Origin of the sequence: Thermogemmatispora onikobensis, from assembly GCF_001748285.1 — a bacterium.
GTDB classification, from domain to species: domain Bacteria; phylum Chloroflexota; class Ktedonobacteria; order Ktedonobacterales; family Ktedonobacteraceae; genus Thermogemmatispora; species Thermogemmatispora onikobensis.
The window spans coordinates 22,821-43,495 of sequence record NZ_BDGT01000040.1; the positions used below are offsets into that span (position 1 = coordinate 22,821).

General features: G+C 59.8%; 12 protein-coding genes. 4 read left to right on the forward strand and 8 right to left on the reverse strand.

Going from position 1 to position 20,675, the window contains the following annotated elements; all coding sequences use genetic code 11:
* Positions 1-272: 272 nt before the first annotated feature.
* Together pknB and selB are read right to left on the reverse strand one after the other, a co-directional pair.
* Positions 273-2,081, reverse strand: coding sequence for a Stk1 family PASTA domain-containing Ser/Thr kinase (pknB, locus tag BGC09_RS16420; protein ID WP_069805324.1), 1,809 nt, complete (start codon positions 2,079-2,081; stop codon positions 273-275).
* Positions 2,082-2,607: 526 nt separating this feature from the next.
* Positions 2,608-4,530 (reverse strand): selenocysteine-specific translation elongation factor, encoded by a 1,923-nt coding sequence (gene selB, locus BGC09_RS16425; protein WP_069805325.1) that lies wholly within the window; start codon positions 4,528-4,530, stop codon positions 2,608-2,610.
* 375 nt (positions 4,531-4,905) lie between these two features.
* On the opposite strand from selB, the gene BGC09_RS16430 reads away from it, so the two are divergent.
* Positions 4,906-6,654 carry an AMP-binding protein gene (locus tag BGC09_RS16430; RefSeq protein ID WP_275935519.1) on the forward strand — a complete coding sequence of 583 codons (1,749 nt, stop codon included), beginning with the start codon at positions 4,906-4,908 and terminating at the stop codon, positions 6,652-6,654.
* A 150-nt stretch (positions 6,655-6,804) separates the two neighbouring features.
* On the opposite strand, the gene BGC09_RS16435 is transcribed toward BGC09_RS16430, so the two are convergent.
* Positions 6,805-7,587, reverse strand: coding sequence for a DUF6585 family protein (locus tag BGC09_RS16435; protein ID WP_069805326.1), 783 nt, complete (start codon positions 7,585-7,587; stop codon positions 6,805-6,807).
* 188 nt (positions 7,588-7,775) lie between these two features.
* On the opposite strand from BGC09_RS16435, the gene BGC09_RS22960 reads away from it, so the two are divergent.
* Positions 7,776-7,913 (forward strand): hypothetical protein, encoded by a 138-nt coding sequence (locus tag BGC09_RS22960; RefSeq protein WP_176728953.1) that lies wholly within the window; start codon positions 7,776-7,778, stop codon positions 7,911-7,913.
* Positions 7,914-7,998: 85 nt separating this feature from the next.
* Here the strand turns inward: BGC09_RS22960 and BGC09_RS16440 are convergent, their stop codons facing one another.
* From BGC09_RS16440 to BGC09_RS16455, 4 genes are all read right to left on the reverse strand, one after another.
* On the reverse strand, positions 7,999-8,880 hold the full coding sequence (locus BGC09_RS16440) for a hypothetical protein (RefSeq protein WP_069805327.1): 882 nt from the start codon (positions 8,878-8,880) through the stop codon (positions 7,999-8,001).
* Positions 8,881-9,142: 262 nt separating this feature from the next.
* Positions 9,143-11,731, reverse strand: coding sequence for an alanine racemase (alr, locus tag BGC09_RS22280; protein WP_084659014.1), 2,589 nt, complete (start codon positions 11,729-11,731; stop codon positions 9,143-9,145).
* Between the two features lie 41 nt (positions 11,732-11,772).
* Positions 11,773-12,966, reverse strand: coding sequence for a DNA-processing protein DprA (gene dprA, locus BGC09_RS16450; protein ID WP_218104076.1), 1,194 nt, complete (start codon positions 12,964-12,966; stop codon positions 11,773-11,775).
* Positions 12,967-13,215: 249 nt separating this feature from the next.
* On the reverse strand, positions 13,216-14,805 hold the full coding sequence (locus BGC09_RS16455; protein ID WP_069805328.1) for a peptidase MA family metallohydrolase: 1,590 nt from the start codon (positions 14,803-14,805) through the stop codon (positions 13,216-13,218).
* Between the two features lie 435 nt (positions 14,806-15,240).
* Here BGC09_RS16455 and BGC09_RS16460 point away from each other — a divergent pair, with 435 nt between their 5' ends.
* Positions 15,241-18,282: a transglycosylase domain-containing protein gene (locus BGC09_RS16460; RefSeq protein WP_069805329.1), complete on the forward strand. Its 3,042-nt coding sequence runs from the start codon at positions 15,241-15,243 to the stop codon at positions 18,280-18,282.
* Positions 18,283-18,585: 303 nt separating this feature from the next.
* Here BGC09_RS16460 and BGC09_RS16465 read toward each other — a convergent pair whose 3' ends face one another.
* Positions 18,586-19,137: a DUF2690 domain-containing protein gene (locus tag BGC09_RS16465; RefSeq protein WP_069805330.1), complete on the reverse strand. Its 552-nt coding sequence runs from the start codon at positions 19,135-19,137 to the stop codon at positions 18,586-18,588.
* 232 nt (positions 19,138-19,369) lie between these two features.
* Between BGC09_RS16465 and hrcA the strand changes: the two genes are divergently transcribed.
* On the forward strand, positions 19,370-20,566 hold the full coding sequence (gene hrcA / locus BGC09_RS16470; protein ID WP_084659015.1) for a heat-inducible transcriptional repressor HrcA: 1,197 nt from the start codon (positions 19,370-19,372) through the stop codon (positions 20,564-20,566).
* Positions 20,567-20,675: the final 109 nt, after the last annotated feature.

Here is a 20,675-nt window from a genome sequence, read left to right on the forward strand (position 1 = left end):
GTTGCAGCTAATTGATAAAGGGTAATGTTCTGGTAAAGATTGCGAGAGAGAAAGAAAGCGATCAAAGGAGCAACGTGTCGCGTGGGGCAGGAGCAAAGAACAGAAGGGACTCCCCTACTTGGGGGAGTCCCTTGTCGTTGCAGCTCTGCTTGTTCTTGTCCCTGATGGGCAGGTTGCTGATCGCTGTAGCGCAGCTCAGCTCAGGATCATACCGCCCTCGGTGCTCTTCAAGCGAACCGGCCAGGCGGCGCCCTGTCCCGCTCCCGCAGGCTCTAAGGGGAGCTGGGTGGTACTGTCACCGAAGGCTGAGGGTGGGCCGTTGGTGACGGCGATGGCGATGGTGTTGGTGACGGCGATGGCGATGGTGTTGGTGACGGCGATGGCGATGGTGTTGGTGACGGCGTCGGCGATGGCGTTGGGACGGAGGTCGGTGAGCCAGTGCTGAGATTCACCACGTAGAGAATCACGCTCTGGCCGTTGGGCAACTCCTCGCCGCTCTTCGGCGAAGTGCGGTCAACGTAGTTGGCTGGCTTTGTGGGATCAGTGCCGTCGGACTGGACCGTAAAGGGAATGCCCTGGCTACGCAGAATGCGTTCCGCCCCAGCCAGCGTGTTGCCCACCAGTCCATCGGGAACAATGACCCGTGTCGGTCGCTCTTGCAAGTCGACCAGGATCGTCGAGCCACGTGGGGCCAGGGCAGGTGGCTGCGGCGACTGTCGAACCACGTAGCCCGAGGTCAGGCCGTTGTGGACCTGCAGCGTAAAGCCTGCATTGGTTGCGCGGGTCAGAGCCTGCTGGTAGGTGAGGCCGATCAGCGATGGAACAGGCACCTCGGGCGGGGCAGGAGTTGCCTGGGTAGAAAGGTGTAGAAAAGGCACGAATCCCAAAATAGAAGCCAGATAGATGCTGAAGCCGAGGAGCAGGACGGTGGCGATAAGGATAAGAGCAGTGATAATACCAGCTAAGCGTGAACTTCGCTCACCGGCGATCGCATCGCGCTGGAAAGGACGAGTGGTGCCTGACTGAACAAAGCCCCCATAGGGTGCAGGCCCGGGAGCGGGGGCTGCCTCGGGGGGGGCGTAAGGAGAAGCTGCCAATGCGCCGCCAGGGAGGGGGCGCTGATCGTAGCCAGGGGCAGCAGCTGCGGCAGGGGCCTCATTGACCAGACCATGCCCGACGCCGGAGGACGAGGGCCGGTAAGGGGAAGTGACCACGGTTGGTGCTGCAGCCACATCGACGACAGGCTCTGCGAGCTCGGTTTCGCCAAGGGCCTCCAGAGCGCGAGCCAGAGCACTGCCATCGCGATAGCGCATCTCTGGGATCTTTTCCAGGCAGCGCAGAATAATCTCCTCGAGGGCAGGAGGAATAGCCGGATTATAGTGGCTGGGGGGGATCGGTGGGTCCTGGATGTGCTGCATGGCCACAGCCACCGGGGTGTCGCCCTCGAACGGAGTGCGCCCGGTCAGCATCTCGTACATAACGATCCCGAGCGCGTAGACATCGGCGGCTGGGCTAACGATCTCGCCCTGAGCCTGTTCTGGTGCGTAGTATTGCACCGTACCGAGTGTCATTCCCGTTGTTGTGAGACGCTCGGCATTGATATCCTTGTAGACGCTGGCGATACCGAAATCGGTCAGCTTAATCGAGCCATCGCGCCCGACCAGGATATTCTGGGGCTTGACATCGCGGTGAACGATGCCGCGGCGATGGGCGGCGCCGAGGCCGAGAGCAACGTCGTGGGCGATAATCACCGCGCGCTCCACATCCAGCACGCCGCGGGAGCGCAAATAGCGGCGTAAGTCTGTGCCCTCGACCAGCTCCATCACGATATAATAGTTCCCATCGCTCTGCCCGTAGTCGTACACCTGGACAATATTAGGGTGCTGCAAGGCAGAGGCGGCCTTTGCCTCGCGCTGGAAGCGCGTGACAAACTTCGGGTCGGTACTGTAGACCTCGCGTAGCACCTTAATCGCCACAGGGCGATCCATGCGCAGGTCCCGCCCGCGGTAGATGGTTGCCATGCCCCCCCGACCGATGGGGTCTAATAGCTGGTATCGCTCGCCCAGAACTTCTGTTTGCATAGCTCTCCGCTTTGACCGTACAGCTTATCAGGAGGGGCCACAAGGGCCTTGGAGCCTGGCCGGGCCGGCCTTCCACCCCTCTCTCTCCTGCTTTGGCCTTGGCTACTCCTCGCTCTTCCTGCCAACCAGCCTGCTCGTTCCCTGTCCGCCTTCGCCTGTGGTCGCTTCTGTGCTCCTCTTCTCTGAGTCTGGCTGGCATGCTTCTGCTGGTCTGGCCCGCTGCTTCCACGCTCCAGCAAGCGCGCCCTCCGGATGGGACGAGGTACTCTTTCACAAACGCCCTGCTATGGACGATAAACGCAGGATACCCGGTAAACTACAGTTCGCTCCTTATTGTAGCGCATCCTATCTCCATTGGGAACAGTATTCCCCGGGCTACTGCGCAACACAGACAGACTGGCTTCCTCTTCTGGAATCACCTCAAGGATGGCGGTCTTGCTCCCGATACTGGCCCAGGTTCCACTGCTCGCCTTGCCTTGCCTCGCCTCGCCTCGCGCTTGCCCCTGGGACTGGGAACCGCCAGCTCTCAGATGCCTGCTGCTTGGGGAAAGCGAACGCGGGTATCGCCTACCCGCCGCGTAATACGCTGTTCGTCCATATGTTCCAGAAGGGGTAAGACGTACTTGCGCGTCGTTCCCAGCAGATCGCGCGCCTGAGCTACAGTAATGGTACCATGCTCTTGCAAATAGGATGTGATAAGTGCTACCGCTCTCTCATAGGCTTCGCGCAGAAAAAGGATGGTCCCATCCCCCATCTTCACTAGCTCACCACGCTCAAGCAGCGCATTCACTAGCTCCGCCCCGATCAGGGCTTCGGCCTCGCCGCGCGTTGGCGGCATAAATGGATTCTCACGGAAGGCTTGCAGTAAACGCTCGACCTGTCGCTGCTGCTCAGCGCTCAAGGTTGGTGTAAACTCGGGGAGGCGAAGCAGGCCCGCGCTGCCAGCTTCCGTGAGCAGGCCCTCGCTGCGCAGAGTTTCGAAAACCTCCAGTGCCAGGCGTGGTGGCAGGTGGAGGCGGGAGCGCCATTCCTCTTTCGACAGTCCGTTGCGCAAAGGAAACTGCGCATGGTAGTCGCGGACCAGGCGGAGGGCCGCCTCGCTGAGGGCCTGCCAGACACTCTGCGCGAACCAGTATGTTCCCACACGTCGCACTCGTCTCTGAGTTAACAACGTCTCCAGGGCCTGCCGCGTCACAGGCTGGGTGAGATTACTCAGGTGGGCCAGCTCGGCGGTTTCGTAGGCTGGCCACTGGAGATGCGTTGTGCCTGTCGCGCGGCGTCCTGGCTGTTCGAGATGGGTCAAGACGATGGCTTCGGGATTGCCCTGGGCCAGGGTTGCCAGGTGCTGCAGCACCTCACTGCGGCGTCGGCGGTGATAGCGTGGGTGAGCGTCGATGACCTCGCCGCCCCCGATCGTCAGGCTGGGTGAGGGAATGCGCACGATGAAGCGGTCGTGGCGTGCAACCACGGTCGGCTGCTGTAGACGTAGTTGAGCCCAGGCACTGTCACCGGGGGCCAGCTCGTCGCTCTCCAGCAGGCGCACAGTGGCCGGTACTACCTGGGAGCCGCAGTAGAAATCAACCAGGGCGTTGTGGCTCAGCGGGCGTGGAGCATCGGCCAGCAGGCGCAGGCGGACATCGATCAGGGTGGTCGACTGCAGCAGGCCCGGCAGGGTCACCACGTCGCCTCGCTCTATTTCCTGGTGTCCAATGCCGGCCAGATTGAGGGCCGTGCGTTCTCCGGGCTGGGCGACGGTAATAGCGTGCCGATGGCGCTGGAGGCCGCGAATCCGGGCCTTGAGGCCGCGTGGCAGAATCTCGACCTCTTGCCCTGACTGGAAGCAGCCATCGATGAGCGTCCCTGTGACAATGGTGCCGAAGCCAGCGAGGGTAAAAACGCGATCGACAGGGAGGCGGGGATGGCCCCGGTCGGGGCGCTCTGGCGCTCTCGCGGTTGCTTCTTGCAGGTAGCTAAGCAGGGTGGCTATCCCCTGGCCGCTGATGGCCGAGACGGGCACGATGGGAGCGCCCGCCAGACTGGTGGGCTGGAGCAGCGTGGCAATCTCCTCGCTGACCAGGGCCAGCCATTCCTCATCGACCAGGTCAGCCTTGGTCAAGGCCACCACGCCGCTGCGAACCTGCAGCAAATCGAGAATGGCCAGATGCTCGCGAGTCTGTGGCATCGCTCCCTCGTCGGCAGCCACTACCAGCAAGGCGACATCGATGCCTCCCACTCCGGCCAGCATGTTCTTGATGAAGCCCTCATGACCCGGAACATCGATGAGGCTGACTTCGCGCCCATTCGGCAAGGTCAGCCAGGCAAAGCCGAGATCGATCGTCATGCCGCGAACTTTCTCTTCGGTCAGACGATCTGGATCGATGCCTGTCAGGGCCTTGACGAGGGTTGATTTTCCGTGATCAATGTGCCCGGCTGTTCCTATACATGTCATAAGCGTCGTGTGCGATGAATTCGATCGGGACCCGACTGAGATGCTCGCCTTCGTCTTCTCAGTTTGGTGGTAGGCTGCTCTCTGCTTGGGCCGTGGCAGGAAGGAGAGCCTCTCTACAGTATACATCGTTGTCTGCCGACTGGCTATGGAGAACTGCCAGCAGGAATGGAGCGGCTTGGGGCGGGCTGAGATGATGAACGGGCTGGCCTTAGCCCGGTTGAGAAGACGGTCAGTCATCGCGAGAGGAGCTTGATTTTTGGTAGAGCATTGGCTACGCTAGCTGTGAGTGAAGGGACGGGCATGGTCCAGCCCGCCCTGCCTTGCCCTGCCCTGTAGCGCCCTGTTGTCTCGTTCAGCGTCAGAGGAGAAAGCACTATGACCATGACTCAATCATCCGCATCTGAAGGGGCCACAGCGCCTGTGGCCCGGCAATGGAGCTATGCCAGCGGTCCCAGCGATGTCCCGCTGCTGGGTCTGACCATCGGCGATCTCTTTGATCAGACAGTTGAGCGCTTCCCTGACCATCCTGCTCTGATTGCCCGCCATCAGGGTATCCGCCTCACCTATCGCCAGCTGCAGGCCGAGGTCAATCGTTGTGCCAGGGCCCTGATGCAGCTCGGCATTCAGAAGGGCGAGCGGGTCGGGATCTGGGCCCCTAACTGTGCTGAGTGGTGCATTACGCAGTTTGCGACGGCCAAGATTGGGGCCATTCTGGTCAATATCAATCCCGCCTATCGCCTGCATGAGGTCGAGTATGCTCTCTCTCAGTCGGGCTGTAAGGCCCTGATCACCGCTGCCGCCTTTAAGTCCTCCAACTACATCGAAATGCTGACCTCGCTGGCACCCGAGCTGGCAAGCTCTGCACCGGGCGAGCTGCACGCCGCGCGTTTGCCCGAGCTGCGCCTGATTGTCCAGCTCGGCGAACAGGCGGTGCCCGGTATGCTGCGCTGGAGCGAGCTGCTGGCCCAGGCTGAGGCTGTCAGCGATGAGGCATTAAGGGCAAGACAAAGAGAGCAAGAATTTGATGATGCGATCAATATTCAGTATACTAGCGGCACAACCGGGTATCCCAAAGGGGCGACGCTGAGCCACCACAACATTCTCAATAATGGTTATTTCGTGGCTCGCCTGCAGGGCTTCACCCACGAGGATCGGCTGTGTATTCCGGTGCCTCTCTACCACTGCTTCGGGATGGTGATGGGCAATCTGGGTTGTGTGACGCACGGGGCGACGATGGTTTACCCGGCGGAGAGCTTTGAGCCGCGAGCCGTGCTGGAGGCGGTCCAGGAAGAGCGCTGTACAGCCCTCTATGGGGTGCCGACCATGTTCATCGCCGAGCTGGAGCACCCCGACTTTGAGCAGTTCGATCTGAGCAGCCTGCGCACGGGCGTGATGGCTGGTTCTCCCTGTCCGGTGGAAGTGATGCGCAAGGTCATCGAGAAGATGCATATGAAGCAGGTGGAGATCTGCTACGGGATGACGGAGACGTCGCCCGTCTCGACCCAGACCAGGCTTGATGACCCTCTGGAGAAGCGCGTGAGCACAGTGGGGCAGGTGCATCCGCATCTGGAGATCAAGATTGTCGATCCGACGAGCGGTAAGGTGGTAGCTGTAGGCCAGCCGGGCGAGCTATGTACGCGCGGCTATAGCGTGATGCTGGGGTATTGGAGTAATCCCGAGGCCACGGCTCAGGCCATCGATCGGGCGCGCTGGATGCACACCGGCGATCTGGCGGTCATGGATGCCGACGGGTACATCAACATCGTGGGGCGCATCAAGGATATGATCATTCGGGGCGGTGAGAATGTCTATCCACGTGAGATTGAGGAGTTCCTTTATACGCATCCCAAGATCAGTGATGTCCAGGTGATCGGGGTTCCAGATGCGAAGTATGGCGAGGAGATCATGGCCTGGATCAAGCTCAAGCCGGGCGAGCAGGCCACGCCGGAGGAGATCCGTGCCTTCTGTCAGGGGCAGATCGCCCATTACAAGATCCCGCGCTATATCAAGTTCGTCGATGGTTTCCCCATGACGGTGACGGGCAAGATCCAGAAGTTTGTCATGCGCGAGCAGGCTATTCAGGAGCTGGGCTTGCAGGAGGCTGCTCGTATCCAGACGGCCTAGACCTGGCCTTGCCTGTGAGCCGAGGGGATGGGCGCGGACCTGCGGCCAATGCCCACCGACCCGACCGCGTTAACATGGCGCCAGCGGGGCTGCTCCCTGCCCCCTGGCGTTTATTTGGCGGGCCGATTCTCTGTGATGCTCTGCGCCTGGCTAGCGAGCAGCCAGGTGCACAATCTCGACCAGGGCTTTGAGGAGGCAGGCATTAGGCTGGAGCGGAACCCAGGTGTGATACCAGTCCGAGGTCCGTCCCTCGCGCCGAATGACGATGCGCTCTGGCCCAATCTCGATCTTTTCGACCTGGCTCCAGGGCAAGAAATCCCCTTTGTTCAACAGGCCGTCTCGGCTGACGTATAGCGGATCAAAGTTTAAAATCTCGCCCCGTTGATAGCCTTCCAGAAGGGCAGGAAGGTGGGTGGCGACAAAATAACTCTCGATGGTATCGCAGATGCGCGCCCGTTCATGCTCACTCAGTTTATGAAAGGTGGAGATCTCGAAGCCTCTGCCTTGCTTGTCCCTGATCTTGATCGTATCGATGTCCTGTACTCCTGCGGATTGAGTATCGCTGCTGTTCTCGTAGGTGCCTCGCCAGAGCGTCTTGATCTCCTTCCAGGGAAAGATCTGCTGGTTGAGGGGGCTGGTGTGTATAAAGCCGTTGCTGAAGAGATCAAGGCGGCTGCGGGAAGTATCGAATGTCCAGAAAGCCCAGAGGACGAGCAGTCCAAGGGTTATACCCAGTGTGATCAGAGCGCCAAGGGCAAGCGGGCTGCCGACGAAGATCAGCTCCATGAAAAGCAAAGCAAGGAGGAGAAAGAGGCAGCCCCAGGTCTTCTGGGGCAGTCTATAGCTAAAGAGCCAGTCGCCAAGCCCCCTGGCCTCTGCCTGTCTCAGGATAGAAGCAGGAACTGGCTGCCAGGGTGAGCATTCTTGCTGCATAGAGGACCCACCTTCGTTCACGAGAGGACTCTTAGCTGCGGCGACCTTCCCGCCTCGGCCAAGAACCTGCACGTTGCAAGACCTGTTCACTGAGAAATTACCATGAGGGCTAAGCAAGAGGCAAGGGTATTTGCTGTTGTTCGCTCCTTTATCTGGTCGCCAGCGCACCGCCGCCGGCAGGGATCTCGATGGCAGTCGATCCGGTAGAGCTGCTATTGCGCCTGGCTGGTTGTAATGATCCGTCGGTAGAGCATGCAGTTATTGCTCTTCTCATTCTCCATCCCGAGCTGGCTTCCGCCGCGCAAGAGGCCCCTCCGACGCGGTGAGGGCCAGGTCCGTAAAGAAATCGAAGCTCTTGCCTGAGCGCCTACGGCAACGCTACCGGGCTTTTCGCCCCCTGCTGTAAAGCGATTAGAACCATCGACCGAGCCACGGCTTCTCTTGTAGCGTCTTCTGCACTTCCTGAATATAGTGGATGGCGCCACTGTCATACCACTGGCCACTGAACCAGGAGCCCAGGCAGCCCCAGATATCGCCGGCGTGATAGCGTGGGTAGCCCGCGCTGGGCGTCGCGGCCTGCAATTGAGTTGCCAGGCCCTCATAGCACATGCGCATCATCCCGTAGACGTAGTCGGCATTGAAGGCCGTATCATCGCGCATCATCGGCCACTCGTGGCTGAAATAGCGATAAGTGATTTGCAGCAGACCATAAAAGGAAGGGCAAGATGAGCCGCTCCAGGTGCCTGGCGGACAATAGCGGCTCTCGGTGGTCTTGCCTGCTGCCGTGCTCTGGTGCCACCACGACTCGACCGCTGCTTGAGCGCGCACCAGATCGGCGTTGACTCCCCACTTGCAGGCCACCCACTGGATAATCTCATCAGTGGTCCCGGTAAAGTTGCCGCTAATGCGTGCACTATAGCGGTTGGCCAGGGGATTCTGCGTATAGGTAGGGTAGAACTGATCGATCGCAGCGAGCTGCTGAGCTGTGGGCACGCGGTGATTGGCGGCAGTATTGTCTGGGCGCGGCTCCCATGAGCTATAGTGGATGCTGGCGGCGCACTGCTGATCAGAAGGAAGAGCAGCCCCCGCAGCGCTGACCAGGCCCTGTACAGCGGGTGCCGTCGCCGCCGGGCTGACGGTCGCCGTGCTGGGGAGCGGCGAGGGGGTCGGCAGCGCTGCCGGCTGAAAGGTCATGGCCCCAACAGTGGGGGTCAGAGGCCGTAAGCCCGGGCCAGCCGACGGGCTGACAGGCTGCTGTGTTCCTCCGCAGGAGCTGAGCAGCACGGCACTCATAAGCAACGCTGCCCTACCCGCCTGCTGTGATCGTTGCCACGCTCGCCGAAGCAGGCCGCCAACCGCCAGCCGTAAGGTCCAGCCTGGAGCACAGCGCATCCTCATGATCAGCTCTCGGTCGTACCTGTATCACTCTATGTCATTTAATCTATCTATAGAACGAAGCAAGACCGAGATCTTCACTGGAGGCAACCAGGCTGTCCCTTTTCCGCCTCGCCTTGCAGATTTTTCGTGGGTAATCCCTGCAGTGGAGGCGTGGCGCTCAATCGACCCGGGGCACGCGCGCCAGAATCTCCGACACCACCTCATAATTAATCGTGCCCAAGCGTTCGGCCACCTGCTCCGCTGTCAGCGTTGCCTCGCCCTGGCGCCCGATCAGCACCACCTCATCGCCCACGCGCACCCCGGGGATATCCGTGACATCGATCATGCACTGATCCATACAGACCCGGCCCACGATAGGGGCTTCCCGGCCATGAATCAGCACCGAACCCCAGGTACGGGGAGCGCGTCGGAAGCCATCGGCGTAGCCGACCGGCAGGACTGCAATGCGCGTCGGGCGTGTTGTCACATAGGTACAGCCATAGCCGATGCACTCGCCCTCTGGAACGAGCTTCACCTGAGCCACCTGTGTCTTAAAAGAGAGTGCTGGCCGAAATCCCGGAGGCAGCCGGACCTCTGGCGAGGGATCGAGACCATAGAGGGCGATCCCGGGCCGTACCATATCGAAATGTGCCTCTGGCACTGTCAGCGTTGCGGCGCTATTGGCGGCATGGGCCAGCGGCGGGCGCAGCCCTTCGGCCTCCAGAGCCTGCAGCACCTGCTGAAAGCGTGTCAGCTGTCTGCGGGTATAGGACTGATCGCGAGCATCGGCCATCGCGAAATGGGTAAAGATCCCCTCCAGCTCCAAACCTGGCAGGCGGGTGATCTCACGTGCCAGCCCCACAATGGCCTCGATCTCCTCAGCGCGGATGCCCAGGCGTCCCATGCCTGTATCCACCTTCAGGTGAACCTTCACCGTACGCTGCAGGGCCTGGGCAGCGCGTGAGAGCGCCTGTGCGGCTTCGCTCGAATAGAGCGTAATCGTCAGGTCCAGGCGGATCGCCTCGCGCATCTGCCAGTGAGGCACGTAGCCAAAGACCAGGATCGGGGCAGTAATACCCGCTTCGCGCAAGGGAGTAGCCTCGCTAACCGTGGCCACGCCCAGTCTGCTGGCCCCATTCAGCAGCACCGTGCGAGCAACCTTCAAGGCCCCATGTCCATAGGCATCGGCCTTCAGACTGGCCAGCACCTGCACGCCAGGTCCTACCAGTTCCTTGATGCGCCGCGTATTATTGGCGATGGCGCTCAGATCGATCTCCAACCAGGTTGGTCGCTCCGGGCGCATGCGCACAATCTGCTTCCAGCCTGGTGTCTGGCGCACCAGGCGATCGGGGGCCTGGGCAGGATCTGCCAGCAAGCGCTCCGTCACGCGCTCCATGCGGGCCTCCTCGGAGCCTTTGATGAGCACCACATCGCGAGGCTCCCCTTCTGCTGGCTGCTCGGCCTCTTCCAATAGAGCGAGCACGGCCCGTGCTGCATCCTCATGGGTTGAGGTCTGGACGATGCGCTCAGCGGGCAGGCCGGCCTCGCGTGCCGCCTCAGCGATCAGCGCCGCTCGTTCGCCGCGGGTCACCAGATAGTCGACCTGACCTGCAGCCGCCTGGCCGACGAGGGCGTGGCCTTCCTCTTCGAAGCTTCCCAGATTAAGCATATCGCCCAGCACGGCGATGCGTCGTCTCGCCGGCAAGCGTGCCAGCGTCTCCAGTCCTGCCAGCATTGAAGCCGGTGCTGCATTGTGCGTATCATCCAGCAGCCAGGTCCGTCGCAGGCCGGGCAGAGGATTCAGGCGACCTGACAACGGAGCAAATTCCGCCAGGGCCTCGCTCACCTGCTCAGCGGGCAACCCGCACAAGCGGCCCACGGTCCAGGCGGCCAGCATAGTTGTCACAAAATGCGCGCCGAGCAAGCGCGTTCTGAGCGCCGGCCCACGGCCTGGCCAGCGGGCTTCTGTCCCCTGCCAGGAGACGAGCACCTGCTCCAGAGCCGCGGCGGTAAAAGCCTGGAGCTGGCGATCCTCACCCCGTCGCAGCAGGCGGCGAATCAGCTCATCGTCCCCGTTGACCACCAGCGTGCCCTCGGCGGGCAGATAAGTCGCCAGGCTGATCAACTCCGCGGCCAGGCGCTCCAGGCTCCCGAAATACTGCAACTGGGTCGGGCTAATATTAGTCAGCACCCCGATGCGAGGTTGGGCGATGCGGCAGAGATCGCCGATCTCACCTGGATGGTCGCAGCCCAACTCGACGACTGCATACTCATGGTGCTCCTCCAGGCGTCCCAGCGAGAGGGGCAGGCCCAGCAAATCATTATAATTCTGCCAGCTCCTGAAGGTGGCAAAATAGCGCTCAAGCACATGGGCGATAGCTTCCTTCGTCGTCGTTTTCCCGGTGCTCCCTGTGACCGCGATTACTGTAGGCTGCCAGCGGGCCAGGATGGCCCGCCCATAGGCTTGCAGCGCCTGACGTGTATCTGCAACCACCACCACTGCTGCGCCACTCTCCTGCATAGTGGTGCGCTGCTCCTCGGAGAGCGCGTTGAAGTAGCGGCCCTCGATCAGCAGGCCCCCAGCTCCGTGGCGCAGGGCATCTTGCCAGTAATCGTGTCCATCGCCGCGCTCGCCGCGGACAGCCACAAACAGCTCGCCGGGTAGCAATTGACGTGTATCGTGGTTGAAAGCTGGAAACTGCTGTTGACGTCCAGAAAAAGCTAACCTCCCTCCAGTCGCCTCCAGAAGGTGATCCAGCAAGATCATACAGCCGACCTCTCCTCTCAGGCTCACGCAGCGCCATAAACTTAGCGGGCCAGCACGTAGTACATCGCGCCCACCTGTTTTATCATACCCTTTAGCTCCAGGGTCAGCAACGTCGCGGCCACGCTTGGCGCGGGCAATCCTGACGAGCGAATCAGCTCATCGATATGGCGAGGCTCATGGTTCAGCAAGGCCAGCAATTGGCGTTCGAGCGGGTCTTCCGGCAGCGTCTGTTGCAGCTCCAGGCACTGTGAAACCGTAAACAGGTTGAGCGTATCCAGGATATCCTGCACACCGATAATCAAATGGGCTCCATCCTGGATTAAGCGATTGACTCCCTCACTCCCGCGGGAAAACATATTGCCGGGGACAGCAAAGACATCGCGGCCAGCCTCCAGCGCATGACGGGCCGTGATCAGCGCGCCGCTCTTCTGGGGAGCCTCGGTCACCAGCACGCCCAGCGCCAGGCCGGCGATAATGCGGTTGCGGGCAGGAAAATTGCCGCTATCAGGATAGACGCCGGGAGGATACTCGCTTAGCAAGGCCCCCTGACCTGAGCTGACGATGCGGCGCGCCAGATTGACATTCGACCCTGGATAGAGGACATCCAGACCGCAGGCCAGGACCGCGATCGTGCGTCCCCCAGCCGTCAGAGCCGCCAGGTGAGCTGCTGTATCGACGCCGACCGCCAGACCACTGACAATCGTCACCCTGTGGCGGGCCAACTCCGTTGCCAGATGCTCTGTGACCAGCTTGCCATAGGCGCTCATGCGGCGGGTTCCCACAATAGCCAGAGCACAGCGATCATTGGGGCTGAGCTGACCCCGCACGTAGAGTACGGGAGGCGCATCGCTCAGACGCCGCAAGGCTGGCGGATAGAGCTGATCTCTGAGTGTCAGCGCCTCAATATCCAGACGCTGCAAACGAGCAAGCTCCTCCTCGGGAGCAATCGACGTGCGCTGTCGGAGCAAGCTTTCCACAAGACGGGTGTGGAGACCGGCGTAGAGCAGCTCTGCGCGCCCAGCGTTCCAGGCGGCAGCCAGGTCACCGTGGAAGAAAGTCAGAAGCTTCTTGAAGCTGGCTGGCCCAATCCCACGGATGCGACTAAAAGCTACCCAGTACGAGCGTTCTTCCTCAGAAAGAGGATCGCAGGGAGACTCGTCAGAAGAGGTGGAGGTGCTTGCTTGCGCCGATGCCGGAGCTGGGAGAGCAGTGATGTCATCCATTGGATCGCTCATTATGCACGTCCTTTCCACATCACACACAACTCATCTTTCTATGGGGAGGTCCCCCCTCTACTAGCCCCATCCTGATTATTTGGTCAGCTCGCTCTCTTGCTAGAGAGAAAGCAGCGATTGTGCGAAGATTGACCAGCGCTGCTGGTCGCCAGCATCTCGAAGCTGGCGATGCAGCAAGACAGCATCCGTCAGAGAACTGGACAGCAGGCTAGCAGGCTCGCTCCTGCTCCAACCTGCTGTCGGGCTTCCTCAGTGTTCCGAACCGGGGGACCACGGTCCCTGGCCCTCTGATTCAGGTTCCTGGGATGGTGGAGACAGCGGCCCTTCCTCCTTGCCTGGCAGGCCGAAGGGCCGATCACGATCGAAGTACGAAAACCCGCTGGCAGTCCCGGGCGCTGATGGTCCAGGCCAACCGCCCTGGGGTCCAGGCGAGGGAGGAACCCCAAAGGGAGGGGGACCCTGCCAATCTCTGCGACTGACCGCCAGAATCTGCTCTGCCGCCTCTACCGCTGCCAGCGCCTGAAGACGCTGATTGCGGACCGACACCAGAAGCAGCGCTGTCCCTAGCAGAGCGGTTAGCATCAGCAAAGCTCCCAACCCCGCCAGGGCTATGTCACGATTATCACTTGTGGCAGGCACCGGCAATTGAGAGCGGGCCGTGGTGACGGGCTGCGCGACCGGTGTCTGCATCTCTGCAGGGGAGAGCGTTGGAGGCTGATGGAGAGCCAAATGCCATTGATTCTCCAGATGCGCCTGGTCCTCGCCGATTGCTGCCTGGAGCGACTCATCGAAGGTCTGCTTGCCGCTGCCGAGCAGCTGAAAGAGATGCTGCAGTGTCGGCTTGCCAAAGGTACGATACATATAATCGACCAGATTCCAGCTCTCTGCGTAAGCCAGATAGGCGGAATCGCTGTCGCTTGGGAAGCGCTCCATGAGCCGGGACAACGGGAGCAGCGAATGGCTGCGCAAGGCCTCATTGAGGCGATCGGTCATTTCTGGCTCGTGATAGAGCTGGCAATAGACGGCCAGGCCCTCATCGAACCAGAGAGGGACATCTGTATGAGCAGAGACCGTCTGATGCAGCAGCAGATGGGTCATCTCGTGAGGCATATCGCGAGCCAGTGTCTCATCTGTGAGGCTACTCACCATAAAGAAAGCCTCGTTGAGGGGAGGGAAAGCCTCGCCGCCTACCCATTCGAGCGTATCGGGAGGGAGGGCACTGCGGAAAGCGTTCTCGCTGCTGTAGACCCAGAGGTCAAAGGTCTGGTGATAATTCAGGCCGGTCACCTCTACCAGGTGCTGCTCATCGGTCGTAGCGCGTGTGAGCAAAGCCTGGCCGAACCCTGGAGTCTCGCTATACCAGTGAAGATGCATATATCCCTGAGTGGCGCTTTTCCAAGAGAAACGAGTATCAGTTACAATAAAACTGGTATATTTATTTGAATGGACGTTTCCCAAAGAATCGCTAAGTTCCCAATAGTAGGTGATTGTTGCTCCTGGCATTACATAATTGTCGCCGCTGGTATTCATGCGCCAGTGAAGGGTGATCGTTTTTGCCGCGTTCACAGCGACCCGATTAGTATTATCGACGTCGAGCAGAGGGATGGAGACATGGATATAGGCGGAGACGATAGGAGCCAGGCTATCGGAGGCGCTCATCTGGAAATCGATATAATCAGGAAAATGGACGTTTTGGGATTGGGCCATGACCGAGATTGGGTCGGCGGCTCGCTCGGCCAGGGCTGGGGGGGCCAGTCCCCCTGTGATAAGCAGCCAGGCAACAGCAAGAGAAGAAAGAACTCTGACAAGCAACGGCAAGCGAGCATAGAGCACAAGCATGTGGATATTGCTCCTTTGCAAGAGAACGGCCCAGGCTTCTATTGTCCCATGTATTGTACATGATTTATCTGGAGATGTGAAGCTATGAGTTGGTACAACTGGGAGCGTGCATCAGGGTCTGGGGGGTGAGCGGGACCTGGGCAAGAGAGTAATGGGTGTGAAGGTGGGGGGATGGGAAGGGATGGCCTGAAAGGGGGATAACTGTAGGCAATTATCTTACCGTGTGCTATTGTGTCTACGTCCGATGGATTGTCGAGCAAAGCAAGCAAGTATTATGTCTGGTATTCAAGAGAAGAGGAAGGAGAGCAGAGCTGCAGGCTTGCCATGCTGGTTGGAGCCTGTGGGGGGTGGGCCTCTCTCCCTGGACCAGCGTCCTGGTGTATTGACAGCCGGGCGGTGGTATACAAGGAGTCTTACTGAGGGGATTGTGAACCGATGAGCAACAGTCAGTGGAAGCAGCCGTTCAAGCATCCAGAAGGGTCGAGCTATAACGGTCATCAGCAAGAACGAGCATCGGGGAGCCTCTTACGCCGCTATGGTGAGCAGCCTGCCGGGGGAGCGTCGGCCCTGCCATCGCAGCCGGCAGGGCCGGGGCTGAACGCGGCGCCAGGGCAGCAGGCGGGCTATCCAACCGTACCGCAGGGGACGGGGAGAGCGCCGACGCCCTTGCCGCTGCAGGCGGGTCCGAGCAATCAGGAGGGTCAACCGCGGCGCACCGGCCTGCTTTCGGGGCGTTACAATAATTGGGTCTCCAACGTCTCTCACGTCGTTCGTCGTTGGTCTGGCAAAGTCGTAGCCGTAGCCGGCAACATGGGCCTTGGCTCCCCTTCCCAGGCAGCGCGTCCCTTGACTTCCTCCCAGGTCCTGCGTTCTCCAGCCCTGCCTACAGGCCCCGGTACTGGCCTGGGGGAGAGGCCGGCGGCCTCCTCGTCCCAGCCAGGCGTCTCCCAGAAAGGCCAGCCCTGGCGTCGCTCGCGTACTCTACGCATTTCCATGCTCAGACGGAGGCGCCGTCAGCGTCTCAAGAGCCAGCAGTTTGGCCCGCGGCGAGTAGTGACTGTCATGGCCTCGGTCCTGGCCGTGCTCGTCTTGATCTTTCTCTCAACAGGTGGAGCATCGGCCTATGCTTATTATCAAGAACAGTACCCGCGCGTGCAACAGCTGGCGAGTCAGCATGTCAGCCAGACCTCACGCATCTATGATCGCAACATGAACCTGCTGTATCAGGCCTATGACACGGAGAGCCAGTACGCCGGGCGGCGGACTCCAGTGGCCTATAAGGATATCCCGATGGTCATGCAGCAGGCAATGGTTGCCGCTGAGGACCCAACCTTCTGGCAGAACGCGGGGTTTGACCCCCAGGGTATCCTGCGCGCTTTCGTCGAGCATAACGGTGGTGGCAGTGGCTTGACGCAGCAGCTCATCAAGAACCTGACGCACGATGATCAATATTCCTATTCGCGCAAGATCACTGAGGCGGCTCTCGCTATTGCCCTGACCCAGCAGTATCCCAAGTGGAAAATCCTGGAGATGTACTTTAATGTGGCGCCCTTTGGGGCCCAGGAGCTGGGCATCGAGGCAGCAGTCGAAGACTATTTTGATCTCAAGCCGCATTGCGATGTCCACTTCAACTGTATTCCTGGTATCAGGTATCTCGATGTTGACTTGAAAACGGGCAAACACGATCCGCTTTTGGGTCTGGCGCGCGCCTCCTTCCTGGCGGGCCTCCCCCAGAACCCGGACTACTACGATCCCTCGCTGGAGCACGTCATCCCGGGCAACATTGAGCGCGCTCTCAACCGTCAGAAGTACGTGCTCAACCAGATGATCAAGCTCGGCATGGTCGTGGATGGCGTGGGGCAGGTCACTCCCGAGGTCGCGGCCAAGGTTGAGGCCATCTCGGCCCAGTTCAAGTTCCACCCCTACGTTAACACTATTCGGGCGCCTCACTTTGTTTTCTGGGTCATTACCCAGATTGAGGACGCTCTCGGCCACGGGGATATGCAGGCCGGGAAGGTGGCTTTTCTGACTGGTGGCTTCAATATTCGGACGACAGTCGATGTCAATCTAGAGACCTTTGTCGAGAAGGCGATAGATCGCCACCTGAATCAGCCCGAGTGTCGCTATTTTGCCAGCTATACCGGCTGCGGTCCCTTAAGCACCATTAACAACGTCAACGATGCCGCTGTGGTCGTCATGGATGCCAAAACCGGCGAGATCCTGGCGATGGATGGTAGCTCTAACTGGAATTCCAACAAGCCTCAGATCAAGGGCCAGGTCAACGCAGCCCTCTCGCCGCGCCAGCCAGGTTCATCCTTCAAGCCCATTGTCTACGCGACCGCTTTCCAGATGGGCTGGTATCCAGGCATTGTGCTACCGGATATCAAGACCTACTTCCCCTATACTTTGAATAACGATTTGTTGGATCTACTCAAAAATACCTATCAACCAACCGATTATGGTAATACCTACCATAATTGGAATTCGACCATCCGCGAGGCTCTACAAAACTCCCTTAACGTACCGGCTGTCAAAGCGATAGAGTTCACTGGTATACAGAACGTGATCACGATGGCTGAGCGTATGGGCATTACCGCCATCCGCGATTACGATCTGCCAGCCTGCCGTCAGAGTAAAAATAACCCGAAGCTCACCTACCAGGATTGTTTCTTCCCAAGCCTGGCCCTGGGCACTGCCGAGGTGCCGCTCTTGCAGATGACGGGGGCCTATCAGGTCTTTGCCGATGGGGGCATGCGTGTCCCACCCCAGGGTGTGCTCGACATCTGGGATAACTACGGTCACCATCTGTATCACTATGATACCAGTCATCCCCCGGCCACACGTGTGCTCAGCCCACAGGTCGCTTATCTGATGACCAGCGTCCTTTCAGATGAGGCTTCCCGCTCCAAGGAATTCGGTGGCGACCATACGCTATCGATGTGGGACTGGCGCCTGCCCAATGGTCAGGTGCCCGATGTGGCAGCCAAGACCGGCACGACCGATAATTTCAAAGATAACTGGACCATTGGCTATACGCCCGATGTGGTGGTGGGGGTCTGGGCCGGCAATGCCAATAACGAGCCGTTCCGCGGCAACGTGATCGGTATTACGGGAGCGGCCCCAATCTGGCATAGTGTGATCGAGCGAACGATGGGCGCCTGCAACGCGGATGGCGCTGATATCCCCTGCGGCTCCTATAAGTCGCCCTATCATGACTACTTCTTCACAGCCCCATCGGGTGTGAAAAAGGTGTGCGTCAATTCGGTGAATGGTCTGCAGGGCAGCGGTTACTGCGATGTTATGCTTGAGGGAGAGGAGCCGCAGCAGACTGGTCTACTGGCGACCAATTCCAATTCATCGTCAACGGGAACGGGTGATACCAACGGAATGAATCAGGGCAATGGCGGCGACACTGCTGCCACGCCAACAGCCACGGCAACAACCAATAATGGGGCCTCACCCACAGCCACACCGTGACTCTGAGTCCGATCCGGCTGGCGGGGAGGAGCTGGTGGCAAGGGTGAGGAACGGAGCGTGTTGCAGTGGCCTCTGTGGAGGCAGAAAAAAGGGCAGGTCCACCTCTCGCTGACATGCGCCAACCGACAAGGCGTGTCGCAGGAGGTAGACCTGCCCACTGTTTGCGACGCTACGGCCAAACCATCCACATACCCGGCTTCCGTTGCTCTCCTCGCTCCGGTCTGGACCAGAACGATCCGACCTTTCCAGCTAGCGGACTCAGCCAGACCGGGGCAGGGATGAGCTCAGGCCAGCGAGAAGCCTTTATTGATTGACGCAGACCTGGCGCGAGAGAGAACCCCAGATCGCCAGGCTCGCGCAGGCTGTGGTCAGGAAGTTCCCATCAACCATGTTGGTCCAGGCAGGGAAAGCCTTGCCCGTATAGTAGCTGGTGCAGTTCTCTGGATAGCACTGGCGTTCAGAGCTGCCGACTGTTGAGATGCGGATCGAGATGGCATAAGGAGCGTTGAGCCAGACGACAGCCCAGTTAGCCTGACAGAGAGTTGAGTAGTAATTATAGAGCTGGCCGATCCAGGTCCCCCCTCCCTGGGGGCCGCCGGTCCAGATATCGACCGCTGTGAGCGTAACGCTATTATTGGCGCTGCTTTTGCCACAGGTTGTCGTGTAAGGATCATCTCCGTAACATTCGGCCCCCTGGCAGGGTGGTGGGTAGTAGTGGGGCTGAACGCTCTGATTGCTGCTGGTACGAGCCTGAGCGTGTGCAGCAGGCGAAGCAAGCAGTGCGGGGAAAAGGATTGCCAGGACGACCAGTAGGAAAGAGAGGGGAATGATTAAGCGACGTTGGAGAAATAGCACTGTGAGAACCTCCCCAATCTTGCTTCATATGAGATTCACTCGGAGAGATCACCTTTCAAGTGATCTCTTTGATACTTTAGTATATACATGCTAATTTGTCAATATTGGTTTCGAGAGGCTCATCGCTATCTTCCAGTATGTGAGGTGGGAGTGGGAGGGATGTCAGGGTTGCCGGTCACCTCCCCTTGACAATCCGTTCTGCCGAGTGCTATGCTGTACTTGCAGTCTCATTATGAGACTGCTAGCACTTATTTTGGCCTCATTGATGCCTGAGCAACCCGGCGGAGAGTGGAGGGCCGGGGGCTGGCTAGAGCCAGAGATAGGGGCCTGTGAGCCGATGTCGATCCCGCTGAGTCCACGCAAACAAGAGATCCTGCGAGCACTGGTTGAGGAATACATCCACACGGGGATGCCAGTGGCTTCTGAGACGCTCGTACGCAAGTATGGCCTCAGATATAGCTCGGCCACGGTGCGGCACGAGCTGGCGGGCTTAGAGGAGGCAAAGCTGATCTATCAGCCGCATACTTCGGCGGGGCGAGTGCCGACCAACCAGGGCTATCGCTATTTCGTCGAGCATCTGATGGAAGAGTCGGCGCTCTCTCTAGAGGAGCAGCGGCTGATCCGGCATCAGTTCTATCAGGTGCAGGATCAGCTCGACCAGTGGGTGCGCCTGACGGCCTCGGTCATGGCGCGGATGCTGCACAGTGCTGCGGTGATGACACCGCCGCGGGCCAGTGTGGGACAACTCAAGCATTTTGAGGTCCTCTCGGTCTCCGATTACTCGGCCCATCTGGTCCTGGTAATGAGCGATGGCACAGTGAGGCAGCGGCGCCTATTGCTGGAGACGCCTTACAAGCAAGAGGATCTAAGCGCCATCTCGACGCGCCTGAATAAGCTCTTCCAGGGGAAGAATGCCGCCGAAGTCATGGCGATCTTAGGGAGGCGGGGCTTCTCGCCGGTGGAGCAGCTAATCGGCACGGCGATCGCCCAACTACTTGAGCAACACAGCCGTCTTGTTAGTGATCTCTTCTATCGTGAAGGTGTCCTCAACATTCTAGAGCCGCCTGATGGGCGAAGCCGGGCTGGCGACGAGGAGCGGCGTGAGCGTAGCCATCGTGCACTGGAAGAGGAGCGGCGTGAGCGTGTCAACAAAGTGATCAAGGTGCTGGAAGAGAAGAGCTTTTTACCAGCCCTGGCCTCACATGTGCGCGAGTCCGATGGGGTTCAGGTGATCATCGGTGGAGAAGACGAGTGGGATGAGATGAAGGATGTCAGCCTCGTTGTTGCTCGCTATGGGCGCGAGGATAAGCTGAGCGGCCTCTTGGGAGTGATCGGCCCCACGCCCATGCAATACGGGCGGGCCGTGGCGGTTGTCCGCTATATGGTTGAGGTGATGAACGATCTGCTGGAGGAGGGCTATGGCCTCTGAGCGGGCGGCTGAGCTGCGGTATAGTGTATAGATCAACCCCACCTGGGCGGGTGGCTGACGAGCAGACAAGCGAGATGAGGCGCTGCTGCGGTGGACATGGGGTGATGGT

Coding starts and splice junctions, on each gene's coding strand:
- pknB (WP_069805324.1), bottom strand. CDS start 2,081: ATGCAAACAGAAGTTCTGGGCGAGCGATACCAGCTATTAGACCCCATC.
- selB (WP_069805325.1), bottom strand. CDS start 4,530: ATGACATGTATAGGAACAGCCGGGCACATTGATCACGGAAAATCAACC.
- BGC09_RS16430 (WP_275935519.1), top strand. CDS start 4,906: ATGACCATGACTCAATCATCCGCATCTGAAGGGGCCACAGCGCCTGTG.
- BGC09_RS16435 (WP_069805326.1), bottom strand. CDS start 7,587: ATGCAGCAAGAATGCTCACCCTGGCAGCCAGTTCCTGCTTCTATCCTG.
- BGC09_RS22960 (WP_176728953.1), top strand. CDS start 7,776: ATGGCAGTCGATCCGGTAGAGCTGCTATTGCGCCTGGCTGGTTGTAAT.
- BGC09_RS16440 (WP_069805327.1), bottom strand. CDS start 8,880: ATGAGTGCCGTGCTGCTCAGCTCCTGCGGAGGAACACAGCAGCCTGTC.
- alr (WP_084659014.1), bottom strand. CDS start 11,731: ATGATCTTGCTGGATCACCTTCTGGAGGCGACTGGAGGGAGGTTAGCT.
- dprA (WP_218104076.1), bottom strand. CDS start 12,966: ATGAGCGATCCAATGGATGACATCACTGCTCTCCCAGCTCCGGCATCG.
- BGC09_RS16455 (WP_069805328.1), bottom strand. CDS start 14,805: ATGCTTGTGCTCTATGCTCGCTTGCCGTTGCTTGTCAGAGTTCTTTCT.
- BGC09_RS16460 (WP_069805329.1), top strand. CDS start 15,241: ATGAGCAACAGTCAGTGGAAGCAGCCGTTCAAGCATCCAGAAGGGTCG.
- hrcA (WP_084659015.1), top strand. CDS start 19,370: ATGAGACTGCTAGCACTTATTTTGGCCTCATTGATGCCTGAGCAACCC.